This window comes from Microbacterium sp. PI-SA-G, from assembly GCF_057215335.1.
This window is the reverse complement of sequence record NZ_CM170103.1, coordinates 543289-566365: the sequence shown is the minus strand read 5'-3', so window position 1 is coordinate 566365 and position 23077 is coordinate 543289. Positions and strand designations below refer to the sequence as shown.

Annotated in this window: 23 protein-coding genes and 1 tRNA gene; 16 read left to right on the top strand and 8 right to left on the bottom strand. The window is 68.6% G+C overall.

What is annotated here, in order from left to right:
• Entirely contained in the window at positions 1 to 492 is a 492-nt protein-coding gene (locus AC2D10_RS02885) for a MaoC family dehydratase (RefSeq protein WP_484710348.1), read from the top strand.
• On the top strand, positions 489 to 1295 hold the full coding sequence (locus tag AC2D10_RS02880; RefSeq protein ID WP_484710347.1) for an HpcH/HpaI aldolase/citrate lyase family protein: 807 nt from the start codon (positions 489 to 491) through the stop codon (positions 1293 to 1295). Before AC2D10_RS02885 ends, AC2D10_RS02880 begins: the two co-directional genes overlap by 4 nt.
• Positions 1296 to 1316: 21 nt before the next feature.
• Here the strand turns inward: AC2D10_RS02880 and AC2D10_RS02875 are convergent, their stop codons facing one another.
• A complete protein-coding gene (locus AC2D10_RS02875; protein WP_484710345.1) occupies positions 1317 to 1904 on the bottom strand; it encodes a histidine phosphatase family protein in 588 nt (195 codons plus the stop codon).
• Entirely contained in the window at positions 1901 to 2731 is an 831-nt protein-coding gene (locus AC2D10_RS02870; protein WP_484711791.1) for a Sir2 family NAD-dependent protein deacetylase, read from the bottom strand. Before AC2D10_RS02870 ends, AC2D10_RS02875 begins: the two co-directional genes overlap by 4 nt.
• 91 nt (positions 2732 to 2822) lie before the next feature.
• Here AC2D10_RS02870 and AC2D10_RS02865 point away from each other — a divergent pair, with 91 nt between their 5' ends.
• A complete protein-coding gene (locus AC2D10_RS02865) occupies positions 2823 to 3623 on the top strand; it encodes a TrmH family RNA methyltransferase (protein WP_484710343.1) in 801 nt (266 codons plus the stop codon).
• A 26-nt stretch (positions 3624 to 3649) separates the two neighbouring features.
• On the opposite strand, the gene AC2D10_RS02860 is transcribed toward AC2D10_RS02865, so the two are convergent.
• A complete protein-coding gene (locus AC2D10_RS02860; RefSeq protein ID WP_484710342.1) occupies positions 3650 to 4477 on the bottom strand; it encodes an SGNH/GDSL hydrolase family protein in 828 nt (275 codons plus the stop codon).
• A gap of 146 nt (positions 4478 to 4623) precedes the next feature.
• On the opposite strand from AC2D10_RS02860, the gene AC2D10_RS02855 reads away from it, so the two are divergent.
• A complete protein-coding gene (locus AC2D10_RS02855; protein ID WP_484710340.1) occupies positions 4624 to 6366 on the top strand; it encodes a DEAD/DEAH box helicase in 1743 nt (580 codons plus the stop codon).
• A 132-nt stretch (positions 6367 to 6498) separates the two neighbouring features.
• Positions 6499 to 7596 (top strand): VIT1/CCC1 transporter family protein, encoded by a 1098-nt coding sequence (locus AC2D10_RS02850; RefSeq protein WP_484710339.1) that lies wholly within the window; start codon positions 6499 to 6501, stop codon positions 7594 to 7596.
• A gap of 105 nt (positions 7597 to 7701) precedes the next feature.
• On the opposite strand, the gene AC2D10_RS02845 is transcribed toward AC2D10_RS02850, so the two are convergent.
• Positions 7702 to 7784: transfer RNA gene (locus AC2D10_RS02845), tRNA-Leu, on the bottom strand.
• Positions 7785 to 7895: 111 nt separating this feature from the next.
• Between AC2D10_RS02845 and AC2D10_RS02840 the strand changes: the two genes are divergently transcribed.
• Entirely contained in the window at positions 7896 to 9191 is a 1296-nt protein-coding gene (locus AC2D10_RS02840; RefSeq protein ID WP_484710338.1) for a M20/M25/M40 family metallo-hydrolase, read from the top strand.
• A gap of 51 nt (positions 9192 to 9242) precedes the next feature.
• Positions 9243 to 10067 (top strand): undecaprenyl-diphosphate phosphatase, encoded by an 825-nt coding sequence (locus tag AC2D10_RS02835; protein ID WP_484710337.1) that lies wholly within the window; start codon positions 9243 to 9245, stop codon positions 10065 to 10067.
• Between the two features lie 22 nt (positions 10068 to 10089).
• Here the strand turns inward: AC2D10_RS02835 and AC2D10_RS02830 are convergent, their stop codons facing one another.
• Positions 10090 to 10944: a PAC2 family protein gene (locus tag AC2D10_RS02830; RefSeq protein ID WP_484710335.1), complete on the bottom strand. Its 855-nt coding sequence runs from the start codon at positions 10942 to 10944 to the stop codon at positions 10090 to 10092.
• An 82-nt stretch (positions 10945 to 11026) separates the two neighbouring features.
• Here AC2D10_RS02830 and AC2D10_RS02825 point away from each other — a divergent pair, with 82 nt between their 5' ends.
• The 9 genes from AC2D10_RS02825 to lnt are packed head-to-tail and all read left to right on the top strand — an operon-like array spanning position 11027 to position 20787.
• The gene (locus tag AC2D10_RS02825; RefSeq protein WP_484711790.1) at positions 11027 to 11719 is read left to right on the top strand and encodes an HAD family hydrolase; all 693 of its coding nucleotides are present in this window, start codon (positions 11027 to 11029) and stop codon (positions 11717 to 11719) included.
• Positions 11716 to 12735, top strand: coding sequence for a tRNA (adenine-N1)-methyltransferase (locus AC2D10_RS02820; protein WP_484710334.1), 1020 nt, complete (start codon positions 11716 to 11718; stop codon positions 12733 to 12735). Before AC2D10_RS02825 ends, AC2D10_RS02820 begins: the two co-directional genes overlap by 4 nt.
• 10 nt (positions 12736 to 12745) lie before the next feature.
• Entirely contained in the window at positions 12746 to 13666 is a 921-nt protein-coding gene (locus AC2D10_RS02815) for a hypothetical protein (protein ID WP_484710333.1), read from the top strand.
• Positions 13666 to 14658 (top strand): helix-turn-helix transcriptional regulator, encoded by a 993-nt coding sequence (locus tag AC2D10_RS02810; RefSeq protein ID WP_484710332.1) that lies wholly within the window; start codon positions 13666 to 13668, stop codon positions 14656 to 14658. Before AC2D10_RS02815 ends, AC2D10_RS02810 begins: the two co-directional genes overlap by 1 nt.
• The gene (locus AC2D10_RS02805; RefSeq protein ID WP_484710330.1) at positions 14655 to 15638 is read left to right on the top strand and encodes a helix-turn-helix transcriptional regulator; all 984 of its coding nucleotides are present in this window, start codon (positions 14655 to 14657) and stop codon (positions 15636 to 15638) included. Before AC2D10_RS02810 ends, AC2D10_RS02805 begins: the two co-directional genes overlap by 4 nt.
• Positions 15639 to 15683: 45 nt before the next feature.
• Complete coding sequence (tatA, locus tag AC2D10_RS02800) at positions 15684 to 15938, top strand: Sec-independent protein translocase subunit TatA (protein WP_484710327.1); 255 nt, start codon at positions 15684 to 15686, stop codon at positions 15936 to 15938.
• Positions 15939 to 15995: 57 nt separating this feature from the next.
• Complete coding sequence (gene tatC, locus AC2D10_RS02795) at positions 15996 to 16754, top strand: twin-arginine translocase subunit TatC (RefSeq protein ID WP_484710326.1); 759 nt, start codon at positions 15996 to 15998, stop codon at positions 16752 to 16754.
• Positions 16751 to 19225 carry a DEAD/DEAH box helicase gene (locus AC2D10_RS02790; protein WP_484710324.1) on the top strand — a complete coding sequence of 825 codons (2475 nt, stop codon included), beginning with the start codon at positions 16751 to 16753 and terminating at the stop codon, positions 19223 to 19225. Before tatC ends, AC2D10_RS02790 begins: the two co-directional genes overlap by 4 nt.
• A gap of 11 nt (positions 19226 to 19236) precedes the next feature.
• A complete protein-coding gene (gene lnt / locus AC2D10_RS02785) occupies positions 19237 to 20787 on the top strand; it encodes an apolipoprotein N-acyltransferase (RefSeq protein ID WP_484710323.1) in 1551 nt (516 codons plus the stop codon).
• A gap of 68 nt (positions 20788 to 20855) precedes the next feature.
• Here lnt and AC2D10_RS02780 read toward each other — a convergent pair whose 3' ends face one another.
• From AC2D10_RS02780 to AC2D10_RS02770, 3 genes are all read right to left on the bottom strand, one after another.
• Positions 20856 to 21239 carry an RNA polymerase-binding protein RbpA gene (locus tag AC2D10_RS02780; RefSeq protein WP_484710322.1) on the bottom strand — a complete coding sequence of 128 codons (384 nt, stop codon included), beginning with the start codon at positions 21237 to 21239 and terminating at the stop codon, positions 20856 to 20858.
• 105 nt (positions 21240 to 21344) lie between these two features.
• Positions 21345 to 22142 (bottom strand): glycerophosphodiester phosphodiesterase family protein, encoded by a 798-nt coding sequence (locus tag AC2D10_RS02775; protein WP_484710321.1) that lies wholly within the window; start codon positions 22140 to 22142, stop codon positions 21345 to 21347.
• Positions 22139 to 23071 (bottom strand): SPFH domain-containing protein, encoded by a 933-nt coding sequence (locus AC2D10_RS02770; RefSeq protein ID WP_484710319.1) that lies wholly within the window; start codon positions 23069 to 23071, stop codon positions 22139 to 22141. Before AC2D10_RS02770 ends, AC2D10_RS02775 begins: the two co-directional genes overlap by 4 nt.
• Positions 23072 to 23077 lie beyond the last annotated feature (6 nt).

Below are 23077 nucleotides of genomic sequence, written 5' to 3'. Positions count from 1 at the left end.
ATGACCGGTCACGACATCGTGCAGCGGGGGCTGTACCTCGAGGAGTTCGTGGTTGGGGCCCGCTATCTGCACCGCCCTGGGCGGACGGCCACGGAGGCCGACAACGTGCTCTTCACCACGCTCACCATGAACACGCAGGCGCTGCACCTCGATGCGGCATTCGCCGAGACGCAGGAACCGTTCCACGCGCGCCTGATGAACTCGATGTGGACACTGTCGACGATGGTCGGCGCCTCCGTCGCTCAGCTGACGCAGGGCACGCTCGTGGCGCAGCTCGGGCTGAGCGACATCTCCTTCCCGAATCCGCTGTTCCCCGGCGACACGCTGTACACCGAGAGCGTCATCGTCTCGAAGCGGCTCTCGTCGTCACGCCCCGGCCAGGGGATCGTCGAGATCGCGCACACCGGCCGCACACAGGACGACACCGTCGTCGCCACGGCCCACCGCACCGTCCTGGTGCGCACACTTGAGGGAAGGACACCCGCGGCATGACGTTCTCGCTCGGACCCGCGCTGCTGTTCTGTCCCGGCGACCGACCGGAGCGCTTCGGTACAGCGCTCGATCGGGCCGACGCCGTGATCATCGACCTTGAGGATGCGGTGCTCCCGGCCGCCAAGTCTGAGGCCCGGGCGAACCTGACCGCGGCAGACCTGGATCCGCAACGGGTCATCGTGCGCGTGAACGCACCGACGAGTGACGAGTTCGCGGCAGACCTCGACGCTCTGCGTCAGACTCCGTTCCAGACGGTGATGATTGCCAAGACCGAGGATCCGGAGGCCCTTTCAGCGTTCGACGAGCGGCATTCGCTGATCGCGCTGTGCGAGACGGCTCGCGGCGTGCACGCGGCCGACACCATCGCGGCGCATCCGCGCGTGGTCGCGATGATGTGGGGGGCGGAGGACCTGGTCGCCTCGCTCGGCGGCACCTCCAGCCGTCATCCGGACGGCACCTACCGCGATGTCGCCAGGTACGCGCGTTCGCGAGTTCTCCTCGAAGCGGGTGCGCGCGGCAAGGGCGCGATCGATGCGGTGCACGTCGACATCGGTGACGTCGACGGGCTCGAGAGCGAAGCACGTGATGCCGCGTCCTCGGGGTTCGCCGCGACGGCGTGCATCCACCCGAGTCAGGTCGCCGTCATCCGAGCGGCCTACCGTCCCGACGACGCCATGGTGACGTGGGCGCGCGGCGTGCTCGCCGCTGCGGCCGAGGAACGCGGGGTGTTCCGCTTCGAGGGACGCATGATCGACGAGCCGGTGCTCCGGCATGCCCGGTCGGTCGTGGCGCGCGCCGACTGAGCGTCGCGGGCACCGGACGAATCAGACCAGCGTGTACTGATCGAGCAGCCGCAGCGAGTCCGGCGACACCTCGAAGCGGTGGGCCGATCCGTTCGCGATCACCTGACCGAGCGTCGGGAGGGTCCCGCCGGAGACCTGGTCGATCAGCGCGCGGATGACGCCCCCGTGTGCGACGACGATGACCGATTCGGCGGCGGGTGCCGAGCGGCGCCGTGCCTCCCGCGCGATGCGGTGCAGCGCATCGCGGGCGCGCAGTCCGACGGCGTCGAGCGATTCCGCGCCGGGAACGGGGGAGTGCCAGTCGCCATAGGCCGCGATGTACTCCTCGACGAGCATCCCCTCGCCTTCGCCGAACTCGCGCTCGCGCAGGTCGCCCACCGGGTCGGCCAGCGGCAGTCCGAGTCGCTCGGCGATGATCTCGGCGGTCTCCCGCGCACGCACGAGCGGGCTGGAGTACACCGCGTGGTGCGTGGTTCCGACGAGCCGATCGGCGGCCGCGTGCGCGTCAGCACGGCCGGTCTCGTTGAGCGGGATGTCGGTCGACCCCTGGATGCGACGGCTGAGGTTCCAGTCGGTCTGACCGTGACGGACGAGGGTGAGCAGAGTCATCGGAGAAGCTCCTGGAGCGCGGGGAGCACATCGCTGGTGCCCGCGGCGATGGTCACATGCGCCCAGGGATCCGCGCGAGTCGGCTCGTGATTGACGATGATCAGCGGAATGCTGCGACGACGTGCCCGTTCGACCAGACGCACTCCGGAGTTGACGACGAGAGAGGAGCCCGCCACGATCAGCGCGGTGCTGGCACGCAGCAGTGATTCCGCCGCCCGGAACCGGTCCTGCGGCACGTACTCGCCGAAGAACACGACGTCGGGCTTCAACATCCCCTCGCACACCGTGCACACCGGGATGACGAAGCCGTCGATCGACTCGGGCAGCACGTCGCCGTCGGGGTTCAGGGCGATGTTCTCGGGCACGGTGATCCAGGGGTTCAGCTCCTCGATCTGCACCGCGATGTCACGCCGGTCGAAGACCTGTCCGCAGTGGAGGCAGTGCACCCGGCGCATGGTGCCGTGCACTTCGATGACGTGCGAGCTGCCGGCGCGCAGATGCAGACCGTCGACGTTCTGCGTGATGACGCCCGAGACGACGCCGGACTGCTCCATCTCGGCGACCGCAGTGTGGCCGGCGTTCGGCGCGGCCTGCGCGAACGCACGCCATCCGAGGTGGCCGCCGACCCAGTACCGACGCCGCGCACGCTCGTCACCGAGGTACGTCTGGATGGTCATCGGATCGTTGCGGGCCGGAGCGCCCAGGCCGCGATACGCGGGGATGCCGGAGTCGGTCGAGATCCCGGCTCCGGTCAGGAGGGCGATGCGCCGTCCGCGAAGAAGCTCCGCAGCGTCGGCGATGCGAGCATCCCGCTCATCATCCGTCATCGCGCTCACAGCACCTCCTCGAGAGATTCTACGGTGCCCGACCATGGGAGGAGGCGTCAGCGGCCCCGCGCACGTGCGACAGTGGAGATCTATGGAACTGCATCCCGTCGACTCCGCCGACGACCCACGCCTCAACGACTATCGCGGACTCACCGACACGGCTCTGCGCACTCGGCAGGAGCCCTCCGGAGGGTTGTACATCGCCGAGTCGACCAAGGTCATCGCCCGCGCTGTCGCGGCCGGGCATGTTCCGCGCTCGGTGCTCGTGCAGGCGAAGCGGGTGGACGACATCCGCGAGGTCGTCGGCGCTCTCGACGTGCCCGTGTACGTCGTTCCGGACGATGTCGCAGAGGCGGTGACCGGCTTCGCCGTGCACCGGGGGACGATCGCCTCGATGCATCGTCCGCAGCTGCCCACCGTCCGTGAGGTGATCGAGGGCGCGAAGGTCGTGCTCGTCCTCGAGAACATCGGCGACCACACCAACGTGGGTGCCGCGTTCCGTGCGGCCGCCGCTCTCGGGGCCGACGCTGTGCTGGTATCGCCGGGGGGAGCGGATCCGCTTTATCGCCGCAGTGTGCGGGTGAGCATGGGCACCGTCTTCCAGGTGCCGTGGACGCGCATCACGGACTGGGAGTCAGCCGTCGCAGACCTCCACGCGGCGCAGTTCGACATCGCGGCGCTGGCGTTGCGCGACGACGCGATGACCCTCAACGCCTACATCGCTCAGCGCCCGGAGCGCACGGCTCTCGTCATGGGCTCCGAGGGCGACGGACTCTCTCGCACCGCGCTCGACGCCGCCGACACCGTGGTCACGATCCCGATGGCGGGCGGGGTCGACTCGCTCAACGTCGCCTCGGCGGCTGCAGTCGCCCTCTGGGCGCTGACCCGCTGACCGCGACCTGACGCGGCGACGTCGGCTCAGTCTCGCTCCGGCAGGGTCATCGGCGAGGGCTGCGGACGCTTGGCAGCGAGGTTGTCACCCGACGACTGATGCCGCAGACGGCGCAGCACCCACGGCATGAGGTGCTCGCGCGCCCAGCCGAGGTCCTCGGCGCGCGCATCGCGCCACGACCGCAGCGGAATCGGCTCCGGCTGCATGGCCTCGAGAGAGTTCGGCACGTTGAGCGCGCGCAGCACCATGCGTGCGACCTCATGGTGACCCAGCGCGTTGTAGTGCAGGCGGTCGACGTCGAAGAATCGCGAATCCTGCACGACCTTGAGGCCCCACTGGTCCGCCACGATGCAGTCATGACGGTCGGCGATGGCGCGCACATTCTCGTTGTAGATCGCCACCTTGCCGCGGAAGGCCCGCAGCACGGGTGAGAACGCGGTGTCGACGCCGGTGAACAGCAGCACTGCGGCGCCGGTGGAGGCCAGGCGGACGACCGCGTCTTCGAGCTGCACAGCGATCGCGTCGGGATCTGCGCCCGGACGGATCACGTCGTTGCCACCCGCGCAGATCGAGACCAGGTGGGGGTGCAGGGCGACGGCGGGCTCGATCTGGTCGCGGACGATCTGCGCGATCAGCTTGCCGCGCACGGCGAGGTTGGCGTAGGCGAAGTCGTCGACGTCCTGAGCGAGCACCTCCGCCACACGGTCGGCCCAGCCACGGTGCGACCCGGGCGAAGTGGGGTCGGGGTCCCCGATGCCCTCGGTGAAGGAATCGCCGACCGCGACGAAACGCCGCCACGGATGCGGGGACTCGTTCGCGACATCGGGGGTCCGAGTCGATTCCAGGTCCGTCATCCAGGGCTCCTCACCAACAGTCGGCGACAGCGGTGGCCGTCGCGCAGTGACCGATCCTACTCCGCCCGAGGACATCTCCTGGGGCAGGTCTGCGTTCCTCAGCAGAGCGGACCGCAGTGTCGGCGGCAGCGATTATCGTTGACTCGATGCTCTCTCCGTCCTTTCCTCAGCGTGCCCCTTGGGGAACCGCGAGCAAGCTGCGCGCCTGGCAGCAGGAGGCCCTCGACCAGTACTTCCTGGCCGATCAGCGCGACTTCCTCGTCGCCGCCACACCCGGCGCCGGCAAGACGACCTTCGCCCTGACGCTCGCCGTCGAGCTCATGCGCACGGGCGAGGTGAACCGCATCATCGTGGTCGCGCCCACCGAGCACCTCAAGACCCAGTGGGCCGATGCGGCGGCCCGCCTGCACATCCGCCTCGACCCGCGGTTCCGCAACAGCGACTGGGCTCCCGCGCGGCACTACCACGGCGCCGTCGTCACCTACGCGCAGGTGGCGGCGAAGTCCTCGGTCCACCGACACCTGACCGAAGATGCCAAGACTCTCGTGATCCTCGACGAGGTGCACCACGGCGGTGATGCCCTGAGCTGGGGCGACGCGATCCGCGACGCCTACGGACCGGCGAAGCGCCGGCTGCTGCTCTCGGGCACTCCGTTCCGCAGCGACACCGCGCCGATCCCGTTCGTGGAATATCACCCCGACGATTCCGGGGCGCGCGTCTCGCGCACCGACTACAACTACGGCTACGGTCGGGCGCTGGCAGACGGCGTCGTGCGTCCCGTGCTCTTCCACATGTACGCCGGCAAGATGCGCTGGCGCACGAGCACGGGCGACGAGCTCGAGACGCACCTGGGGCAGGACAACACGAAAGACGTCACCTCGCAGGCCTGGCGCACCGCGCTCGACCCCGAGGGCGAGTGGATGCCGGCCGTGCTGTCCGCCGCCGACCGCCGCCTGACCGAGATCCGTCACCACGTGCCCGACGCCGGCGGGCTCGTCCTCGCGACGGATCAGACGGTCGCTCGTGCCTACGCCAAGATCCTGCACAGCATCACCCGCCAGCAGCCGACCATCGTGCTCTCCGACGATGCGACGGCCTCGGAGCGCATCGAGAAGTTCAACGCGGGCACCGATCGCTGGATGGTGGCGGTGCGCATGGTGTCGGAGGGGGTGGATGTGCCGCGCCTCGCCGTGGGCGTGTATGCGACGTCATCGTCGACCCCGCTGTTCTTCGCGCAGGCGATCGGCCGCTTCGTGCGGGCACGCCGCCGGGGCGAGGCCGCGAGTGTGTTCCTGCCGCAGGTTCCCGTGCTGATGGGGCTCGCGAACGAGATGGACAAGCAGCGCGATCACGCCCTCGACCGGCAGTCGAGCGACGACGACGGTCTCGACGACTCGCTGCTCGACAGCGCGAATCGTGAAGACGACGCGTCCGATGCGCTGACCCAGGAGTTCACCTACCAGGCGCTCTCCTCGGTGGCGCACTTCGACCGTGTCGTGTTCGAGGGACAGGAGTTCGGACAGCTCGCCGAACCGGGCACGCCGGAGGAAGAGGAGTTCATCGGGTTCCCCGGTCTTCTCGAGCCCGAGCACGTGCACGAGCTGCTGATGCAGCGGCAGTCGCGGCAGTCACGTCTGCGCGAGGCGCGCGAGTCCTCGGCGACGCCGACCGAGACCACCACTCTCCCCGCGCCCCTGCACCGCACGCTCAAAGAGCAGCGCCAGCTGCTGAACAGTCTCGTCGGGCTGTATGCGAGGCAGAAGGGTGAGCCGCACGGTGCGGTGCACGCCGAGCTCCGGCGCATCTGCGGCGGCCCGGCCGTGGCGCAGGCCACCGTGACCCAGCTGCAGGCGCGCATTGAAGTGCTGCGCAAGCGCGTTCGCTCCTGAGGAGACACGGCGGCTCTTCGGATCCCCGAAATGCTGTCAATCACGCACCCGGTGGGGCCCTGCGGCACGCCCGCGACTAGCGTGGAACGGTTGCCCCGAGAGTGGCGATGCACCGCACGACCTGGAGGATCCATGACAGCCCCCGCTGCCGCTGAGCCGACCGCCGCAGACCGCCGCCGCTGGGCGCGGTACCTCGTCGAGGAACGTGCCGAGGGGCGCGTCTACGAACGGCTCGCTGCGCGCCGCACGGGGGAGGAGCGCGACATCCTCCTCAGCCTCGCCGAAGCGGAGCGCCGACACGAACAGCACTGGCTCGATCTGCTCGGCGGCCAGCCGACGCGTCTCCCGCGAGCCGGCGTCCGCTCACGGCTGCTCGGCTGGATGGCCGGCCGCTTCGGCTCGATCTTCGTGCTCGCGCTCGCCCAGAGCGCCGAAGCCCGCTCGCCGTACGACGCGGAGCAGTACGCCACTCCGGCGATGCGTGCCGATGAGAAGGTGCACTTCGAAGTGGTCCGTGGGCTGGCTGCCCGCGGCAGACGCCGCCTGTCGGGATCGTTCCGTGCCGCTGTGTTCGGCGCCAACGACGGTCTCGTCAGCAACCTGGCGCTCGTGCTCGGAACCGGCGCGACCGGTGTCAGTTCGTCGTTCGTGCTGTTCAGCGGCATCGCCGGGCTCCTCGCGGGTGCTCTGTCGATGGGCGCGGGCGAGTTCGTCTCGGTGCGCTCCCAGCGCGAGCTCCTCGCCTCGACCGAAGCCAACGACGACGCACAGGTGTCGGCCGCCGATCTCGACATCGACGAGAACGAGCTCGCTCTGGTCTACCGAGCCCGCGGCGTCGACCCGCAGGAGGCCCTGGCGCGCGCGCACCGCATCGTCACGGCGGCTCAGGCGGGAGTTCGTCGCGCGGCCACCGGCCCGGTGAGCACCCTGCGGGCCGATGAGCACGACGTCGTCGGCAGTGACTGGACGGCGGCGATCTCGAGCTTCCTGCTGTTCTCCTCGGGCGCCGTGATCCCCGTGCTGCCGTGGATCTTCGGCCTTCAAGGAGCACCCGCCGTGATCGTCGCCCTGATCCTGGTCGGCATCGCGCTGCTGACGACCGGCGCGATGGTCGGCATCCTCTCCGGGGGACCGCCCCTGCGTCGCGCCCTGCGCCAGCTCGCGATCGGGTTCGGCGCTGCGGCGATCACGTACCTGCTCGGACTGCTCTTCGGCGTCGGCGCCGTGTGAGTGCTGTGGGCGAGCGTCTGCTCGCCCACAGCGCCGCGCAAGCCGATGCGGAAAACGATGCCGGAAAACGAAGAAGGCCCCCTCTCGGGAGCCTTCTTCTTCCTGTGCGCGGAGGGGGACTTGAACCCCCACGCCCTTACGGGCACTACGACCTCAACGTAGCGCGTCTACCATTCCGCCACCCGCGCAGGTGTTGGACGATCGTTGCCGACCGAAGAATGACACTATCACGTCTTCTGCGGGCGCTCGAACTGAGCGCGACGCCCGGGCGTGGCACGCCGATTGGGTAGCCTGGGCACATGATCGATTCCTCTCTTCCGGAGGTCGTGCGCGTCGCGAGTGACCTGATCCGCATCGACACCTCGAACTTCGGCGGCGGCAACGCGAAGGGGGAGCGAGAGGCGGCCGAGTACGTCGGCGCCTACCTCGACGCCCTCGGTCTCGAGGTCGAGTACTACGAGCCGATCGATCGCCGCACCAACGTCATGGCGCGGGTGCGCGGACGCGATCGCACCAAGCCGGCGCTGGTCGTGCACGGGCATCTCGACGTTGTTCCGGCGATGGCCGAGGACTGGAGCGTCGATCCCTTCGCCGGTGTCGTGCAGGACGGCATGCTCTGGGGCCGCGGCGCGGTCGACATGAAGAACATGAACGCCATGATCCTCACCTCGGTCGCCGACATCCTGCGTGCGGGCGAGCAGCCGGAGCGCGATCTGATTCTCGTCTTCTTCGCCGACGAGGAGAACGGCGGTGTCGAAGGCTCGGCGCTCGTCGTGAAGGAGCGGCCCGAATGGTTCGCCGGTGCGGGGGAGGCGATCAGCGAGGTCGGCGGCTACTCCATCACGGTCGACGACCGCCGTGCCTATCTCCTGCAGGTCGGCGAGAAGGCACTCATCTGGATTCGTCTCGTCGCGAAGGGGCGTGCCGGGCACGGCAGCCGTCTGCACGAGGACAACGCGGTCACCCATCTCGCCGAGGCGGTGGCTGCGATCGGGCGCACCCGCTGGCCGATCCGTCTGACGCCGACCACGACCGCGCTGCTCGAGGGTCTCAGCGCCCTGACCGGGCGCAGCATCGACGACCCTGACGCCCTCGCGGCCGCAGCCGGACCGGCCGAGGCGTTCCTGCGCTCCACCTTCCGCACCACGTCGAATCCGACGATGCTGACCGCGGGCTACAAGCACAACGTGATCCCCGAGCGGGCCGAGGCGCTGATCGACGTGCGCGTGATCCCGGGCACCGAGGACGACGTGCTGGCCGAACTGCAGCAGATCGTGGGAGAGCACATCGAGATCCAGACCGTGGTCCGTGACATCGGCATGGAGACGCCGTTCGAGGGTCAGCTGGTCGAGGCGATGGTGGCCAGCATCGGTCGCCACGACCCGGGCGTGCCGGTCATCCCGTACCTGTTGGGCGCGGGCACGGACAACAAGGCGCTGTCGTCCCTCGGCATCACCGGATACGGCTTCGCACCGCTCAAGCTGCCGGCCGACCTGGACTTCACAGGCATGTTCCACGGAGTCGACGAGCGTGTACCCGTAGAATCGCTTGTCTTCGGCCAGCGGGTGCTGGCCGATCTGCTGCGCACGTACTGAGCGCCATCCGCCTGCTCGCGCGACCTCCTCGATTCAGAAGGCCACACCTCCATGCACCTGCTCGAAGCGCTCATCCTCGGGATCGTCCAGGGACTCACCGAGTTCCTCCCGATCTCCTCCAGCGCACATCTGCGCATCATCGGCACCTTCCTGCCGTCCGGCGAGGACCCGGGAGCGGCCTTCACCGCCATCACGCAGATCGGCACCGAGGCCGCGGTCGTGGTGTTCTTCTGGCGCGACATCGTGCGCATCGTGTCGCAGTGGTTCCGGTCGCTCACGGGCAAGGTCTCGCGCAACGACCCCGATGCCCGCATGGGCTGGCTGATCATCCTCGGCAGCATCCCGATCGTCGCGCTCGGCCTGCTCTTCCAGGATCAGATCGAGACGGTGCTGCGCTCACTGTGGATCGTGGCGATCATGCTGATCGTGTTCGGCATCCTGCTCGGCATCGCCGACCATGTGGGCGCCAAGCGCCGCAAGCTGAACGACCTCACCTACCCGCACGGCATCGCCTTCGGCTTCGCCCAGGCGCTCGCTCTGGTTCCCGGCGTCTCCCGCTCGGGCGGCACGATCACCATCGGCCTCTTCCTCGGCTACGAGCGTGCGGCGGCCGCACGCTACGCGTTCCTGCTCGCGATCCCGGCGGTCTTCGGCAGTGGCTTCTACCAGGTCTACAAGAGCTGGGGCGAGCCGTCGTTCTTCTCGTTCGGCGACACGCTCGCCGCGACCGGCATCGCCTTCGTGGTGGCGCTCGGCGTGATCGCGTTCTTCATGAGCTGGATCTCGAAGCGCAGCTTCCTGCCGTTCGTGATCTACCGCATCCTGCTGGGCACCGTGCTGCTGGTGCTGCTGGGCACGGGCGTCATCGCGGCCTGATGCCGCGGACGGGGGCCCGAGCTCAACGCTTGCGGTCCCCGGGGCCGTCGTCGCGGCGACGCAGGTAGCGCTCGAAGGCCTGGGCGATGGCATCGCCCGATGCCTCGGGGGAGTCCCAGGTGTCACGGGTGCGCTCGAGCTGGCGGATGTACTCCGCCATGTCCTCGTCGTCGGCTGCAGCGGCGTCGATCGACGCCTCCCACGCGGCGGCGTCGGTGCGCAGCCGGTCCCGCTCGATGTCGACGCCGGTCAGCTCTTCCAGTCGATCGAGCAGTGCGAGCGTGACCTTCGGAGACGGCGTCGCCGTGGCGACGTAGTGCGGCACGCTGGCCCAGAGGCTCGCGGTGGGGATTCCGGCGCTCTCGGCGAAGTGCTCGAACACGCTGAGGATTCCCACGGGCCCCTCGTAGAGCGAGCGCTCGAGTCCGTGGACCTCCCGGACCTGCTCGTTCTGGCTCGAGGCGAAGATCGAGATCGGGCGCGTGTGCGGCACGTCCGACAGCATCGCGCCGAGAGTGACGAAACCGGTCACGTCGTCCCGCAGGGCGACATCGATGAACTCGGCGGCGAACGCCTGCCAGGTGCGAGCAGGCTCGACGCCGGTGAGCAGCCAGAACTCCGGGCCGCCGTCGGGAGCAGGCACGCGCGGGCGCCAGAGCCCGGCCTCTGGCCACTTCAGCTCACGGCGCCCTTCGGCGTCCGTCTGCGTCGACGGTCGCGTGTACTGGTAGTCGAAGTAGAGCTCAGGGTCTACGGAATGCACCAGGTCGTACTCGGTCGAGGCGCGCAGCGCTTCGACAGCACCGCTCGCTCCTTCACCGGCATCGTTCCAGCCGTCGAAGGCGACGATGACGATGCGCGAACCGAGAACATCCATCCGGGGCTCCCTTCGAGGTCGAGGAATGGGTCACTCCAGGCTAGTCCGCGTGGACACGACGTGGGCGGCAGCCCCGGCTAGCATGGATTCAGTGAGCAGACAGCCCCGCGCGGTCCTTTGGGACATGGATGGAACACTCGTCGACACCGAGCCGTATTGGATGGCGGCGGAGACGGCGCTCGTCCAGTCATTCGGGGGCACCTGGACGCATGAGGATGCACTGCAGCTCGTCGGCAACGGTCTCATCGACAGCGCGATCATCCTGCAGAACGCGGGCGTCGACATGGACGCCGACGCGATCATCTCCACCCTGACCGACTCGGTGCAGGACGCACTGCGCACTTCAGGAGTGCCGTTCCGGCCCGGAGCGCGCGAACTGCTGCAGGAGCTCAAGGATGCCGGGATCCCGACGGCGCTCGTGACCATGTCGCTGCGCCGCATGGCGCTGGGTGTGGTCGACCTGATCGACTTCGAGGCCTTCGATCTCGTGGTCGCGGGCGACGACGTCGACAACCCCAAGCCTCACCCCGAGCCCTACTTGCAGGCCGCTGCCCTCCTCGACATCGATATCGCGGATGCCGTGGTGATCGAGGATTCGCCCACCGGCCTGCGGGCCGGCATCGCGTCGGGTGCCGTCGCGCTCGGCGTGCCGCACATCGTCTCACTCGACGGCGTCGGAGCCCACGAACTCTGGCCCACGCTGGAGGGCCGCGGCGTCGCCGACATCGTCGACCTGTTCGACCGCCAGACCGCCGCGACAGGAGCCACCCGATGACCGAGCAGTCCGCACCGCGTCCGAGCGGGCCGTTCCGGGTGGGCGACCGCGTCCAGCTGACGGGCCCCAAGGCGCGCCTGCATACCGTGACCCTCCGTGAGGACGGCGAGCTGCACACGCATCACGGCGTGCTGCGCCACCGCGATCTGATCGGGCTGCCCGACGGATCCGTCGTCGCGAACAGCTCGGGTCATGACTATCTCGCCCTGCGTCCGCTGCTCCGCGACTTCTCGATGTCGATGCCGCGCGGCGCTGCGATCGTCTACCCGAAGGATGCCGCGCAGATCGTCATGCAGGCCGACATCTTCCCCGGAGCGACCGTGGTCGAGGCGGGCGTCGGATCCGGCGCCCTGTCGCTGTCCCTGCTGCGTGCGATCGGCACCGCGGGCACGCTCGTGTCGTTCGAGCGTCGCGAGGAGTTCGCCGATGTGGCGCGCGCCAACGTCGAGACGTTCTTCGGCGAGACGCCGACGACGTGGCGAGTCGTGGTCGGAGACCTGGTCGAGGCGCTGCCGACCGAGCAGGCCGAGGGCACGGTCGACCGTGTGGTGCTCGACATGCTCGCTCCCTGGGAGTGCATGGACGTCGTCGCCGATGCCCTCACTCCCGGCGGCGTGGTGCTCTGCTACGTGGCCACCGCGACCCAGCTCTCGCGGGTCGCGGAGTACATCCGCGGCACGGGGATGTTCACCGACCCCGAGGCCTCCGAGACGATGGTGCGCGGCTGGCACGTCGAAGGGCTCGCCGTTCGCCCCGATCACCGCATGGTCGCGCACACCGGGTTCCTACTGACGGCACGTCGACTCGCCCCCGGTGCGGTGGCGCCGTCAGTCAAGCGACGCGCCTCGAAGAGCAGCTACGGCGACGACGACGTCGAGCAGTGGACGCCGGGAGCGGTCGGCGATCGGGAGATCAGCGACAAGAATCTCCGCAAGCGCGCACGGGAGGCGGCGAAGGCGGCCGACGGGGCTCGCCTGGCGTCGGGGGCGCGCGAATCCGAGCAGCCGACGGAATAGACTGGAGGGCGTGCGTAAAACGTCCGCCGTTCTGGCCTCCCTCAGCCTTGCCGTCCTCGCTCTGACGGGATGCACCGCCGCGCCGGCTTTCGACGGCGCCACCTGCGATCGCCCCGGCGCCGGCGGGGGAGACTCCGTGCTCAGCGTCGCGTCCGTGTCGGGTGATCTGGGCGCCGAGCCCGACGTCGAGGTGTTCGGCCCGGTCAAGGTCGACAAGACCTCGTACGCCGATGTCTCGGTCGGCGACGGCCGCACGCTCACGTCGGACTTCCAGCCGGTGGTGCTCGACATCGCCTTCTACGGCGGCAAGAGCGGCGAGAAGCTCTACAACTCGGAGTTCAACGGCGATCTCAGCCGCGTCAACAACATCGACTTCTGGGCTCAGAAGTCTCCCGGCCTCGGTGACGTGCTCGAGTGCGCCACCGGTGGCAGCCGCGTGCTCGCGGTGCTCACCCCCGAAGACTTCGGCCCGCAGAACTCCGAGGGCTTCGGCCTGGATGAGGACGAGAACGTCGTCGCCGTGATCGATGTGCTCGAGGTGTACCCGACCCGGGCGTCGGGCGATCTGCAGTTCAACGACGCCAGCGGCCTGCCCACGGTCGTCCGTGCCGTCGACGGCACGCCGGGGATCATCATCCCCGACAGCGACGCGCCGAAGGAGTCGGTCACGCAGACCCTGATCAAGGGCGACGGCGACGTGGTGAAGAAGGGCGACCTGATCGTCAACAACATCATGGCCGTGAACTGGGACGACAAGACCGTCGCCACCAACACCTGGGGTGCCACCGCCAGCCTCGGTGCCGCGGCCAACGAACTGGTCGGCGCGACGGTCGGCTCACAGCTGCTCGTGGTGATCCCCGCCGCCGAGGGATCCGCAGCCACGGCCGTGGTCGTCGACATCCTCGGCATCGTTCCGGCCGCCACCCCGTGATGGCCGCCCGGATCCCCGCGGAGGAGCGCCTGACGAATCTCGTCGTGGCGCTGATGGCCACGGAGATCGGGCTCACCAAGCAGCAGATCCTCGACAACGTCTCCGGCTACCGCCAGCGCGCGGAGGCCGGGACGCGGTCGGATGCGCTCGAGAAGATGTTCGAGCGCGACAAGGACGAACTGCGGTCGCTGGGCGTGCCGATCGAGACGATCGGCGATGCCGCCGACCCCAACGATCTGCGTGAGGCGCGGTACCGCATCCCGCAAGCGGAGTACGACCTGCCCAGCGACATCGAGTTCACACCGGCAGAACTCGCCGTGCTTCGACTCGCCGGAAGCGTCTGGAGCGCCGAGTCCGCTTCGGGAGACGCCCAGGCCGGGGTGCGCAAGATCCGCGCGCTCGGCATCGACGGCGACGAGCCGATCATCGGATTCGCGCCCCGCATCACGGCGCGCGACGCCGCTTTCCCGCCGCTGCAGGAGGCCATCGAGCAGAGCCGCGTGGTGAGCTTCGACTACCTCAAGCCGGGGGAGGACGCCCCGCGTCGCCGCACGATGCGCCCGCTCGCTCTCGTCGACTACGAAGCGCGCTGGCACGTGTACGGGATCGACGTCGACGTGGACGAGGATCGCACCTTCCTGCTGGGCCGGATCGTCGGACAGGTGTCGATCTCGACCGCGACGTTCGACGCTGCTCTGCGCAACGGCGCGGGGGAGCGGGCATTGCAGGGCCTCGCGCGCGTCGCCGCTCAGAACTCCGCACTGCTCGAGGTCACGCCCGGCACGGAGGCCGCACTTCGTCTCGGCCGACGTGCGACGCCCGCCGCGCAGGGCATCCACGTCCCGTTCGTCGACCTGCACATCCTCGCCGACGAGATCGCCTCCTACGGACCGGAGGTGCGGGTCGTGGAGCCGGCAGCCCTCCGCGATGCGGTCATCTCGCGCCTGAGTGCCGTGGTGGCCGCTCATGCGTCACCGGACGGAGAACGATGATGGCGACACAGAAGCCCCTGCTCGCCGCGGACCGCGTCCGACTGTATCTCACCCTCGTTCCCTACCTCCTCGAGCACGGCGAGGTCTCGCTGGCTGAGGCGGCCGAGGAGTTCGGAGTGTCTCCACGCGAGATGCGCGCGATGGTCGAGAAGCTGACGGTGATCGGTCTGCCCGGCGAGTCCGGGTACTGGCAGCAGCCGCAGGAGATGTTCGACATCAACTGGGATCTGCTCGACGAGCAGGACATCATCGAGATCACGAACGACGTCGCGCTGCGTCGCGTGCCGCGTTTCACCGCTCGGGAGGCTGCGGCCCTGCTCGCGGGGCTCCAGATGGTCGCGGCGGTCCCCGCGGTGTCGGACTCCGGTCTGGTCGCCGGGCTGATCTCGAAGCTCTCGCGCGGCGCCGCCGACGCTCCCGCTGACGTCGTCGTCGCACCGAGCGCCGTGGACGAGGTCCGCGAGGCCGTGGCCCGAGGCATCCAGGAGGGCAAGGCCCTCTCTTTCACCTACCAGGCACCCGACGCCGAGCCCACCACGCGCACCGTCGATCCGATCCAGGTCCTGATCACCAACGCGCAGTGGTATCTGCAGGGCTGGTGCCATATGCGGCAGGCCATGCGCACGTTCCACCTCGACCGCGTCAGCGACCCGCACGTCACCGACATCCCCAGCACACACGCCGGCGACCAGGTGCCCGAGGCCTTCACCGGGCTCGACGACGAGCGCGTGGTCGAGGTCCGTCTACCGGAGCGCCTGGCCGCGCTGCTGGGCGGTTTCTTCCCGGCGGCGCGCTTCGAGGCATCGGACGGCGTGGTCACCGCTCAACTCCACCTGGCCGACCCGCGCGGCATCAAACGCCTCGCAGCTCGCTTCGGCGGCGGCATCGAGGTGCTCTCTCCCGGAATCGCCCGCTCAGCGACGCGGGAATGGGCTGCGGCCGGACTCGCGTTGTACCGCAGGCCCGATGCCGGGCATTGATCTGTAGACTTGAGGTCAATCGCCCACCGACGACGGGATTCTGACATGTTCGCTGGAATGCAAGGCTGGCACCTGCTGATCGTGCTCGCCGTGATCCTCCTCCTGTTCGGCGCAGCGAAGCTGCCGGCACTCGCCAAGAGCATGGGCCAGTCGGCTCGCGTGTTCAAGGGCGAGATGAAGGCGATGAAGGACGACGACGCCACTCGCGCCGACTCGGTCGCCGTCGACCCTGCCGCGCCTGTCACGCCCAGCACGGTGAAGGACTCGGGCATCGATCCTGAGACTCCTCCTCGCGCCTGACCGCCCGTGGCAGTCATCGAGCCGACCGCCAGAGAGAAGGCGGGGCGAGATCGAAGGATGTCGCTGGGCGCGCACCTCGTCGAGCTGCGCAAGCGACTCATGTACGCAGCGCTCGCGCTGCTGGTCGGTATGGTCATCGCGTTCATCGTGGCTGACCCGATCATCAACATCATCACCGAGCCGATCCGCGAGATCGTCGAGAAGCGCGGAGACAATCTCAGCGCCCTGAACTTCGGAACCGTGACATCGGCGTTCGACATGCGCATGCGCATCGCGTTCTCGATCGGTATCTTCCTGTCCGCACCGGTGTGGTTGTGGCAGATCTGGGCGTTCATCATGCCAGGACTCACGCGCAAGGAGATCCGTTACACCATCAGTTTCGTGGTGGCGGCGGTGCCCCTGTTCTTCGCCGGGTGCTACCTCGGCATCGTGATCATGCCGCACATCATCGAGCTGATGTGGAGCTTCACGCCTGACGGAGGCACCAACTTCTACCAGGCGCAGGAGTACTACGACTTCATCTTCAAGCTGATGATCGTCATCGGTGTGTCCTTTGTGCTGCCGGTGTTCCTGGTCGCGCTGAACGTCGCCGGCGTCATGTCGGGTCGCGCGATTCTGAAGGGGTGGCGCTGGGCGATCGTCATCGCGACCGTGTTCGCCGCGCTTTCGACTCCTGCAGCCGACGTGGTCAGCATGCTGATGCTCGCAGGCATCCTGATCGTCCTCTTCTTCGCCGCCGCCGGTCTGTCCCTGCTCTTCGACCGGCGCAAGGGCAAGCGCAAGGCAGCCGACGGCCTGCTGTCTGAAGCCGTATGAGCTCTCCTTCGGAGCGCTACGCGGCTGCTCGCAGCGCCGCCCAGAACCCCGCCACCCTGGCCTTCGCCGCTCGGCAGAAGTTCGAGCTCGATCCGTTCCAGATCGCCGGATGCCACGCGCTCGAGGCTGGGCACAGCGTGCTGGTCGCGGCTCCGACCGGGGCGGGCAAGACGATCGTGGGCGAGTTCGCGATCCACCTGGCGATGCAGACGCCGAGCGACAAGGCGTTCTACACCACGCCGATGAAGGCGCTCTCGAATCAGAAGTTCCGTGAGCTGGTCGAAGTGTACGGCGCGGACCAGGTCGGGCTGCTCACGGGCGACACGAATATCAACGGCAACGCACGCATCGTGGTGATGACCACCGAGGTGTTGCGCAACATGATCTACGCCGACTCCGACGCCCTGCGCGACCTCCGCTACGTCGTGATGGACGAGGTGCACTACCTCGCCGACCGCTTCCGCGGAGCCGTGTGGGAAGAGGTGATCATCCACCTGCCGCAGTATGTGCGGCTGGTGGGTCTGAGCGCCACCGTGTCGAACGCCGAGGAGTTCGGCGACTGGCTCGACACTGTCCGCGGCGACACCGAGGTGATCGTCTCCGAGATCCGTCCGGTGCCGCTCGAGCAGCATGTCCTGGTCCGCGACGACCTGCTCCCGCTGTTCGACGACCGAGCCGGCCTCGCGACCGCGCAGGTGAATCAGGAACTGATGCGGATCCGCTCGTTCACGGGCTCGCACTACGACAACAACCGACGGGCGCAGGCGTACAACAGCGACCGGCACGCCGGGCGTCAGGCCAAACGACCCGAGCGCGGTGGCCGGCGCCCGGTGCGATCGGCCAACGTGCATCGCATCGAACGCATGGATCGCCCCGACGTCGTCAAGCTCCTCGAGCGCGCGAACCTGCTTCCGGCGATCTTCTTCATCTTCAGCCGGGTGGGATGCGACGCGGCCGTGCAGCAGGTGCGCAGATCCGGGATCCGCCTGACGACTCCCGAGGAGAAGGCCGAGATCCGCGCCATCGTCGAGGAGCGTACGCGCACCCTGCAGGAGGAGGATCTCGGTGTCCTCGGCTACTGGGACTGGCTCGACAACCTCGAGCGCGGTGTCGCCTCGCATCACGCGGGCCTGCTGCCGGCGTTCAAAGAGGTCGTCGAGGAGCTCTTCCGACTGAAACTCGTGAAGGCCGTCTTCGCCACCGAGACCCTGGCTCTGGGCATCAACATGCCTGCGCGCACGGTGGTGCTCGAGAAGATGGAGAAGTTCAACGGCGAGGCCCGGGTCGCGATCACCTCTGGCGAGTATACGCAGCTGACCGGGCGTGCCGGACGCCGGGGAATCGATGTCGAAGGCCATGCCGTCGTGCAGTGGACCGAGGGGATGGATCCGCAGGCTGTCGCCGCGCTGGCGTCCCGACGCACCTACCCCCTGAACTCCAGCTTCCGCCCCACGTACAACATGGCCGTCAACCTGATCGATCTGTTCGGCAAGCCGCGTGCGCGGCAGATCCTGGAATCGTCGTTCGCGCAGTTCCAGGCCGATCGCTCGGTCGTGGGCCTGGCCCGCCAGGTCCGGGAGTCCGAGGAATCCCTCGCCGGCTATCAGGCCTCCATGGTCTGCGATCACGGCGACTACCCCGAGTACGCCGCGATCCGCCGCGAGCTCAGCGATCTCGAGAAGAAGAACCGGCAGGACTCCCACGAGCCGCGCGCGTCCCGCGACAAGCGGCTCAAGCGCATCCAGTCGCTCCGCACGAGCATGCAGCGACACCCGTGCCACCGGTGCCCCGATCGCGAGGCCCACGCGCGGTGGGCCGAGCGGTACTGGAAGCTCAAGCGCCAGACCGATCGGCTCCGGCGCCAGATCGAGACGCGAACCGGAACCGTCGCTCGCGTGTTCGACCGCGTCGTCGAGGTGCTCGAGACCCTGGACTACGTCACAGACGACTCGGGCGAGACGGCGCTCACCGAAGCGGGCCGCACGATGCGCCGGATCTACGGCGACCGTGACCTTCTCGTCGCGGAGTCACTGCGTCAGAACCTGTGGCGCGGTCTCGATGCGCCGTCGCTCGCCGCGATGGCGTGCTGCCTGGTCTACGAGCCCCGGCGTGACGAGGCGAATTCGGGTGAGCGGGGCCTGCCACGCGGCGCTTTCCGCTCGGCGTACGACAAGACCACCACGCTGTGGGCCGAGCTCGACGATCTCGAGAAGGATCACCACCTGCCCGGGAGCGAGCCGCTGTCTGCCGGCCTCGCCGGAGCGATGCACTCCTGGGCGCGCGGCGGCATGCTCGACCGCGTTCTGGTCGAGGCCGACATGGCCGCCGGCGATTTCGTCCGCTGGGCGAAGCAGACCATCGACCTGCTCGACCAACTGTCGATCGTGGCGGAAGACGGCGACACCGCGCGCACGGCGCGCGCGGCCCTCGACGGAGTGCGGCGCGGCATCGTCTCGTACTCCTCGATGTGAGGATCAGGCCGATGTCCGACTCCGACGCTCCGGCGCGCCCACTTCTCACGCAGCGCCCGCTTCTGCCGCTGTGGGCGGCACTCGTCGCGGCGGCGGCCGCCGCGGTGCTGATGTATCTCGCGTACCCGGGCCTGGCGGTGTGGATCCTGGCGTTCCCGGCGACCGCACTCGTTCTCCTGTCGATGATCGGACGCAGGTTCGGCGGCGCGCTGCTGGTCGGTTCGCTCTACGGCATCCTGTTCTTCGCGCTCCTGGTCTCCTGGACTTCGCGTTATCTCGGCCCCGTGCCCTGGGCAGCGCTCAGCGGACTCGAGGGCGCTCTGACGGCGTTCGCGCTGATTCCGATCGCGCTCGCATACCGCTGGCTCCCCATGGCGTTCCCCGGCACCACGGCGCGGCTGTTCCTGCTGCCCGCCGTGGTCTCAGCGCTGTGGGTGGGCCGTGAACTGTTCATCGGCACCTGGCCGTACGGGGGTTTTCCCTGGGCGCGCATCGGCATGAGTCAGGCCGAGAGTCCCCTCGCGACGGTCTCCTCCTGGGTGGGCGTGAGCGGGCTCGGTTTCCTGATGGTGCTCGTCGTCGCCATGCTCATCGAGACCGTGCGACTCGGAGTATGGCGCCGCCCGCTGGCTCTCGTGGTCCCGGCGGCCCTGGTGCTCGTCCTCGTCGTCAGCCCGGCGTTCCCGACCGTCTCCGACGGTTCGATGAGAATCGCCGCGGTGCAGGGCAACGGTCCGACTGGATACTTCGACGAGCGTGAGCCCTTCTCGGTCATCGACGCGCAGACCGCCGCGACGGAGCCGCTGTACGGCGAGGATGTGGATCTGGTCGTCTGGCCCGAGGGTGGGCTCGACACCGATCCCTTCCAGAACGAGACGCTCGCGCGACGCATGACGCTGATCACCACGCGAATCGAAGCACCGCTGCTCGCCAATGCGGCGACCGCGCGCGCAGAGCGCTTCTTCAACACATCGATGCTCTGGACCGATGCCGGGGGAGCGACGCAACTGCATGACAAGCGCCACCCGGTGCCGTTCGGCGAGTACGTGCCCGACCGCCCGTTCTTCAACGCCCTCGCACCCGATCTGATCGGTCTCATCGGGCGCGAGTACACGCCCGGGGAGAACCCGCCCGTGATCGACGTCGACGGGGTCGCCGTCGGGCTCGCCATCTGCTTCGACGTGATCTACGACGATGTGATCTTGGAGGGGGTCAACGGCGGCGCCCAGGTGCTGGTGTTCCAGACGAACAATGCCGACTTCCGCGGCACCGACGAGAATCTGCAGCAGCTCGCCTTCGCCCGCATGCGCGCCATCGAGACCGGCCGCAGCGTCGTGAACGTCTCCACGGTGGGCGCCAGTCAGATCATCCGCCCCGATGGCTCGACCCTGAGTCGGCTGAGCGCGGACGAAGCCGGCGCGATGCTCGAGGATGTCGAGCTGCGCTCCGGACTCACCGCCGGAGTCATCCTCGGCCCGTGGGTGCAGCAGCTCTTGCTCTGGGGTGGGCTGGTGTTGCTCATCGTCGGCGGGTGGCGCTCCCGGCGACGGACGCCGGCCTGATCGAGCGCCCCGGACAGCAGAACGCGACGACAGGTCTAAGACCTACCGTCGCGTTCGGGGGGAGGGTGTCAGGCGCCGATCTTCTCCCGGGTCGGGTCCTCACCGGCACCACGTCGGGCGCGGATGAAGGCGAGGCGCTCTTCGAGCAGCTCTTCGAGCTCGGCGCGCGAGCGACGCTCCAGGAGCATGTCCCAGTGCGTGCGGGCGGCCTTCTCGTCGGACGCCTCGAGCGTGACGGCGTGGCCATCGACGTTGAGTCGGGCCTCCGCACCACAGGAGCGGCACTCCCAGGTCTGAGGCGGCTCGGCGTCGGCCGCGAACATCAGGTTCGTGACGTGGCCGCACGTGTCACAGGAATAGGTGGTCTCACGGCGCTCCATGAAAACGACGCCCTCTTCGCTCTGTAGGCTCTGGGCGCCGAGTCGGATGCCGCGCAGGCTGCGATCTGCCATTGTGTGGTCCTCTCGTCGCTGTCAGGTATAACGCTCCAGCCTGTGCGCTTCATCCACGCGAGCGACATCTGAGCGGTATTCACAGCCGAATCCCAGCGCGGGAGGTTATGGGCGGCGTGGCGGATCCGAGTTCTCTGCGGCGACGGCGACAGCGACATCCGCTCGGTCCGTGACGATGCCGTCGACTCCCGCCTGCAGGAGCCGGCGCATGTCATCGGCCTCGTTGACCGTCCACACGTGCACCTCCACCGCGTGACGATGCGCGGCTGTCAACAGCCCGCGCGTGAGCACCCGGACCCCCGCGTGTCGCTCGGGGATCTGCAGGGCGTCGATTTCGCGGAACACCCGCGCGGGGGAGAGGCGCAACGATGAGAGTGCGCGGGCCGCCGCGATCGTGCCCCGGCCGCCGGAGGTCGCCGGCCGCAGCGGCGCGCCGGCACGCAGAACCGCGGCCACCGTGGCCCGACGTCGCGCATCGGAGAAGCTCGTAACGAGGACCCGATGCGTGTGTTCCGCCAGGATCGGTCCCAGTGGCTCCACGGCCGCGTCCGTCTTCACATCGATGTTGAATCGGCACCCGGGGAACGAGCTCAGCGCTTCGCTCACGCTGAGCAGACCGCCGTGATCGGCGAGGATCCCCGCGAGCTCGCGCGTGCGCACGTCCTTCACCGCGCGTGGATCACCGGCGAGACGCTGCAGTGTGGCGTCGTGGAAGAGCACGACGTCGCCGTCAGCCGTGACCTGGCAGTCGGTCTCGATGTACTCGGCTCCGACCGCATGCGCTGCGGCGAAGGCGGCGGCCGAGTTGTCCCACACGCCGGAGTCCTCGCCCACCGAGGTCAGAAGACCGCGGTGAGCGAGGACTCGAGGATGCCGCGTGCGGGCGAAGTACGGGTGCGTCACACGCCGTGCGGGGGGTTCGTCGGCGGCTGTTGGCCCGGCTTCGGCGTGAACGCCGATCCGATGCCCTTCAGCGCCTCGGTGAGCTCGCTCGGGATGATCCAGAGCTTGTTGGACTGGCCCTCGCTGATCTTGGGCAGCATCTGCAGGTACTGGTACGCGAGCAGCTTGTCGTCCGGTGCGCCCTGGTGAATGGCGGTGAAGACGTTCTGGATGGCCTCGGCCTCGCCCTGGGCCCGCAGCACCGCAGCCTGCTTGTCGCCCTCGGCGCGGAGGATCTCCGCCTGGCGGGCACCCTCGGCCTCGAGGATCGCCGACTGCTTCGTACCCTCGGCGGTCAGGATCGCCGCACGGCGGTCACGCTCGGCGCGCATCTGCTTCTCCATCGAGTCCTGGATGGAGATGGGCGGATCGATCGCCTTCAGCTCGACGCGACCGACACGGATGCCCCACTTGCCGGTCGCCTCGTCGAGCACCACGCGCAACTGACCGTTGATGTTGTCGCGGCTGGTGAGTGCTTCCTCGAGGTTGAGACCACCGACGACGTTGCGCAGCGTGGTCGTGGTCAGCTGCTCGACGGCGCCGAGGTAGTTCGCGATCTCATAGGTCGCGGCGCGGGCGTCGGTGACCTGGAAGTAGACGACGGTGTCGATGGAGACCACGAGGTTGTCCTCGGTGATCACCGGCTGCGGCGGGAACGACACGACCTGCTCGCGCATGTCGATGAGCGGGCGCAACCGGTCGATGAACGGGACCAGGATGTTCAGTCCCGGCATGAGGGTCTTGTGATATCGGCCCAGCCGCTCCACGACGCCGGAGCTCGCTTGGGGGATGATCCGGATGGCTCTCGCGAGTGTGACCAGCACGAAGATGATCACCGCAGCGACGAGGATCCAGAGGATCGCGGTGGGGATGAACGAGGCGTCGTTCACGAGGAA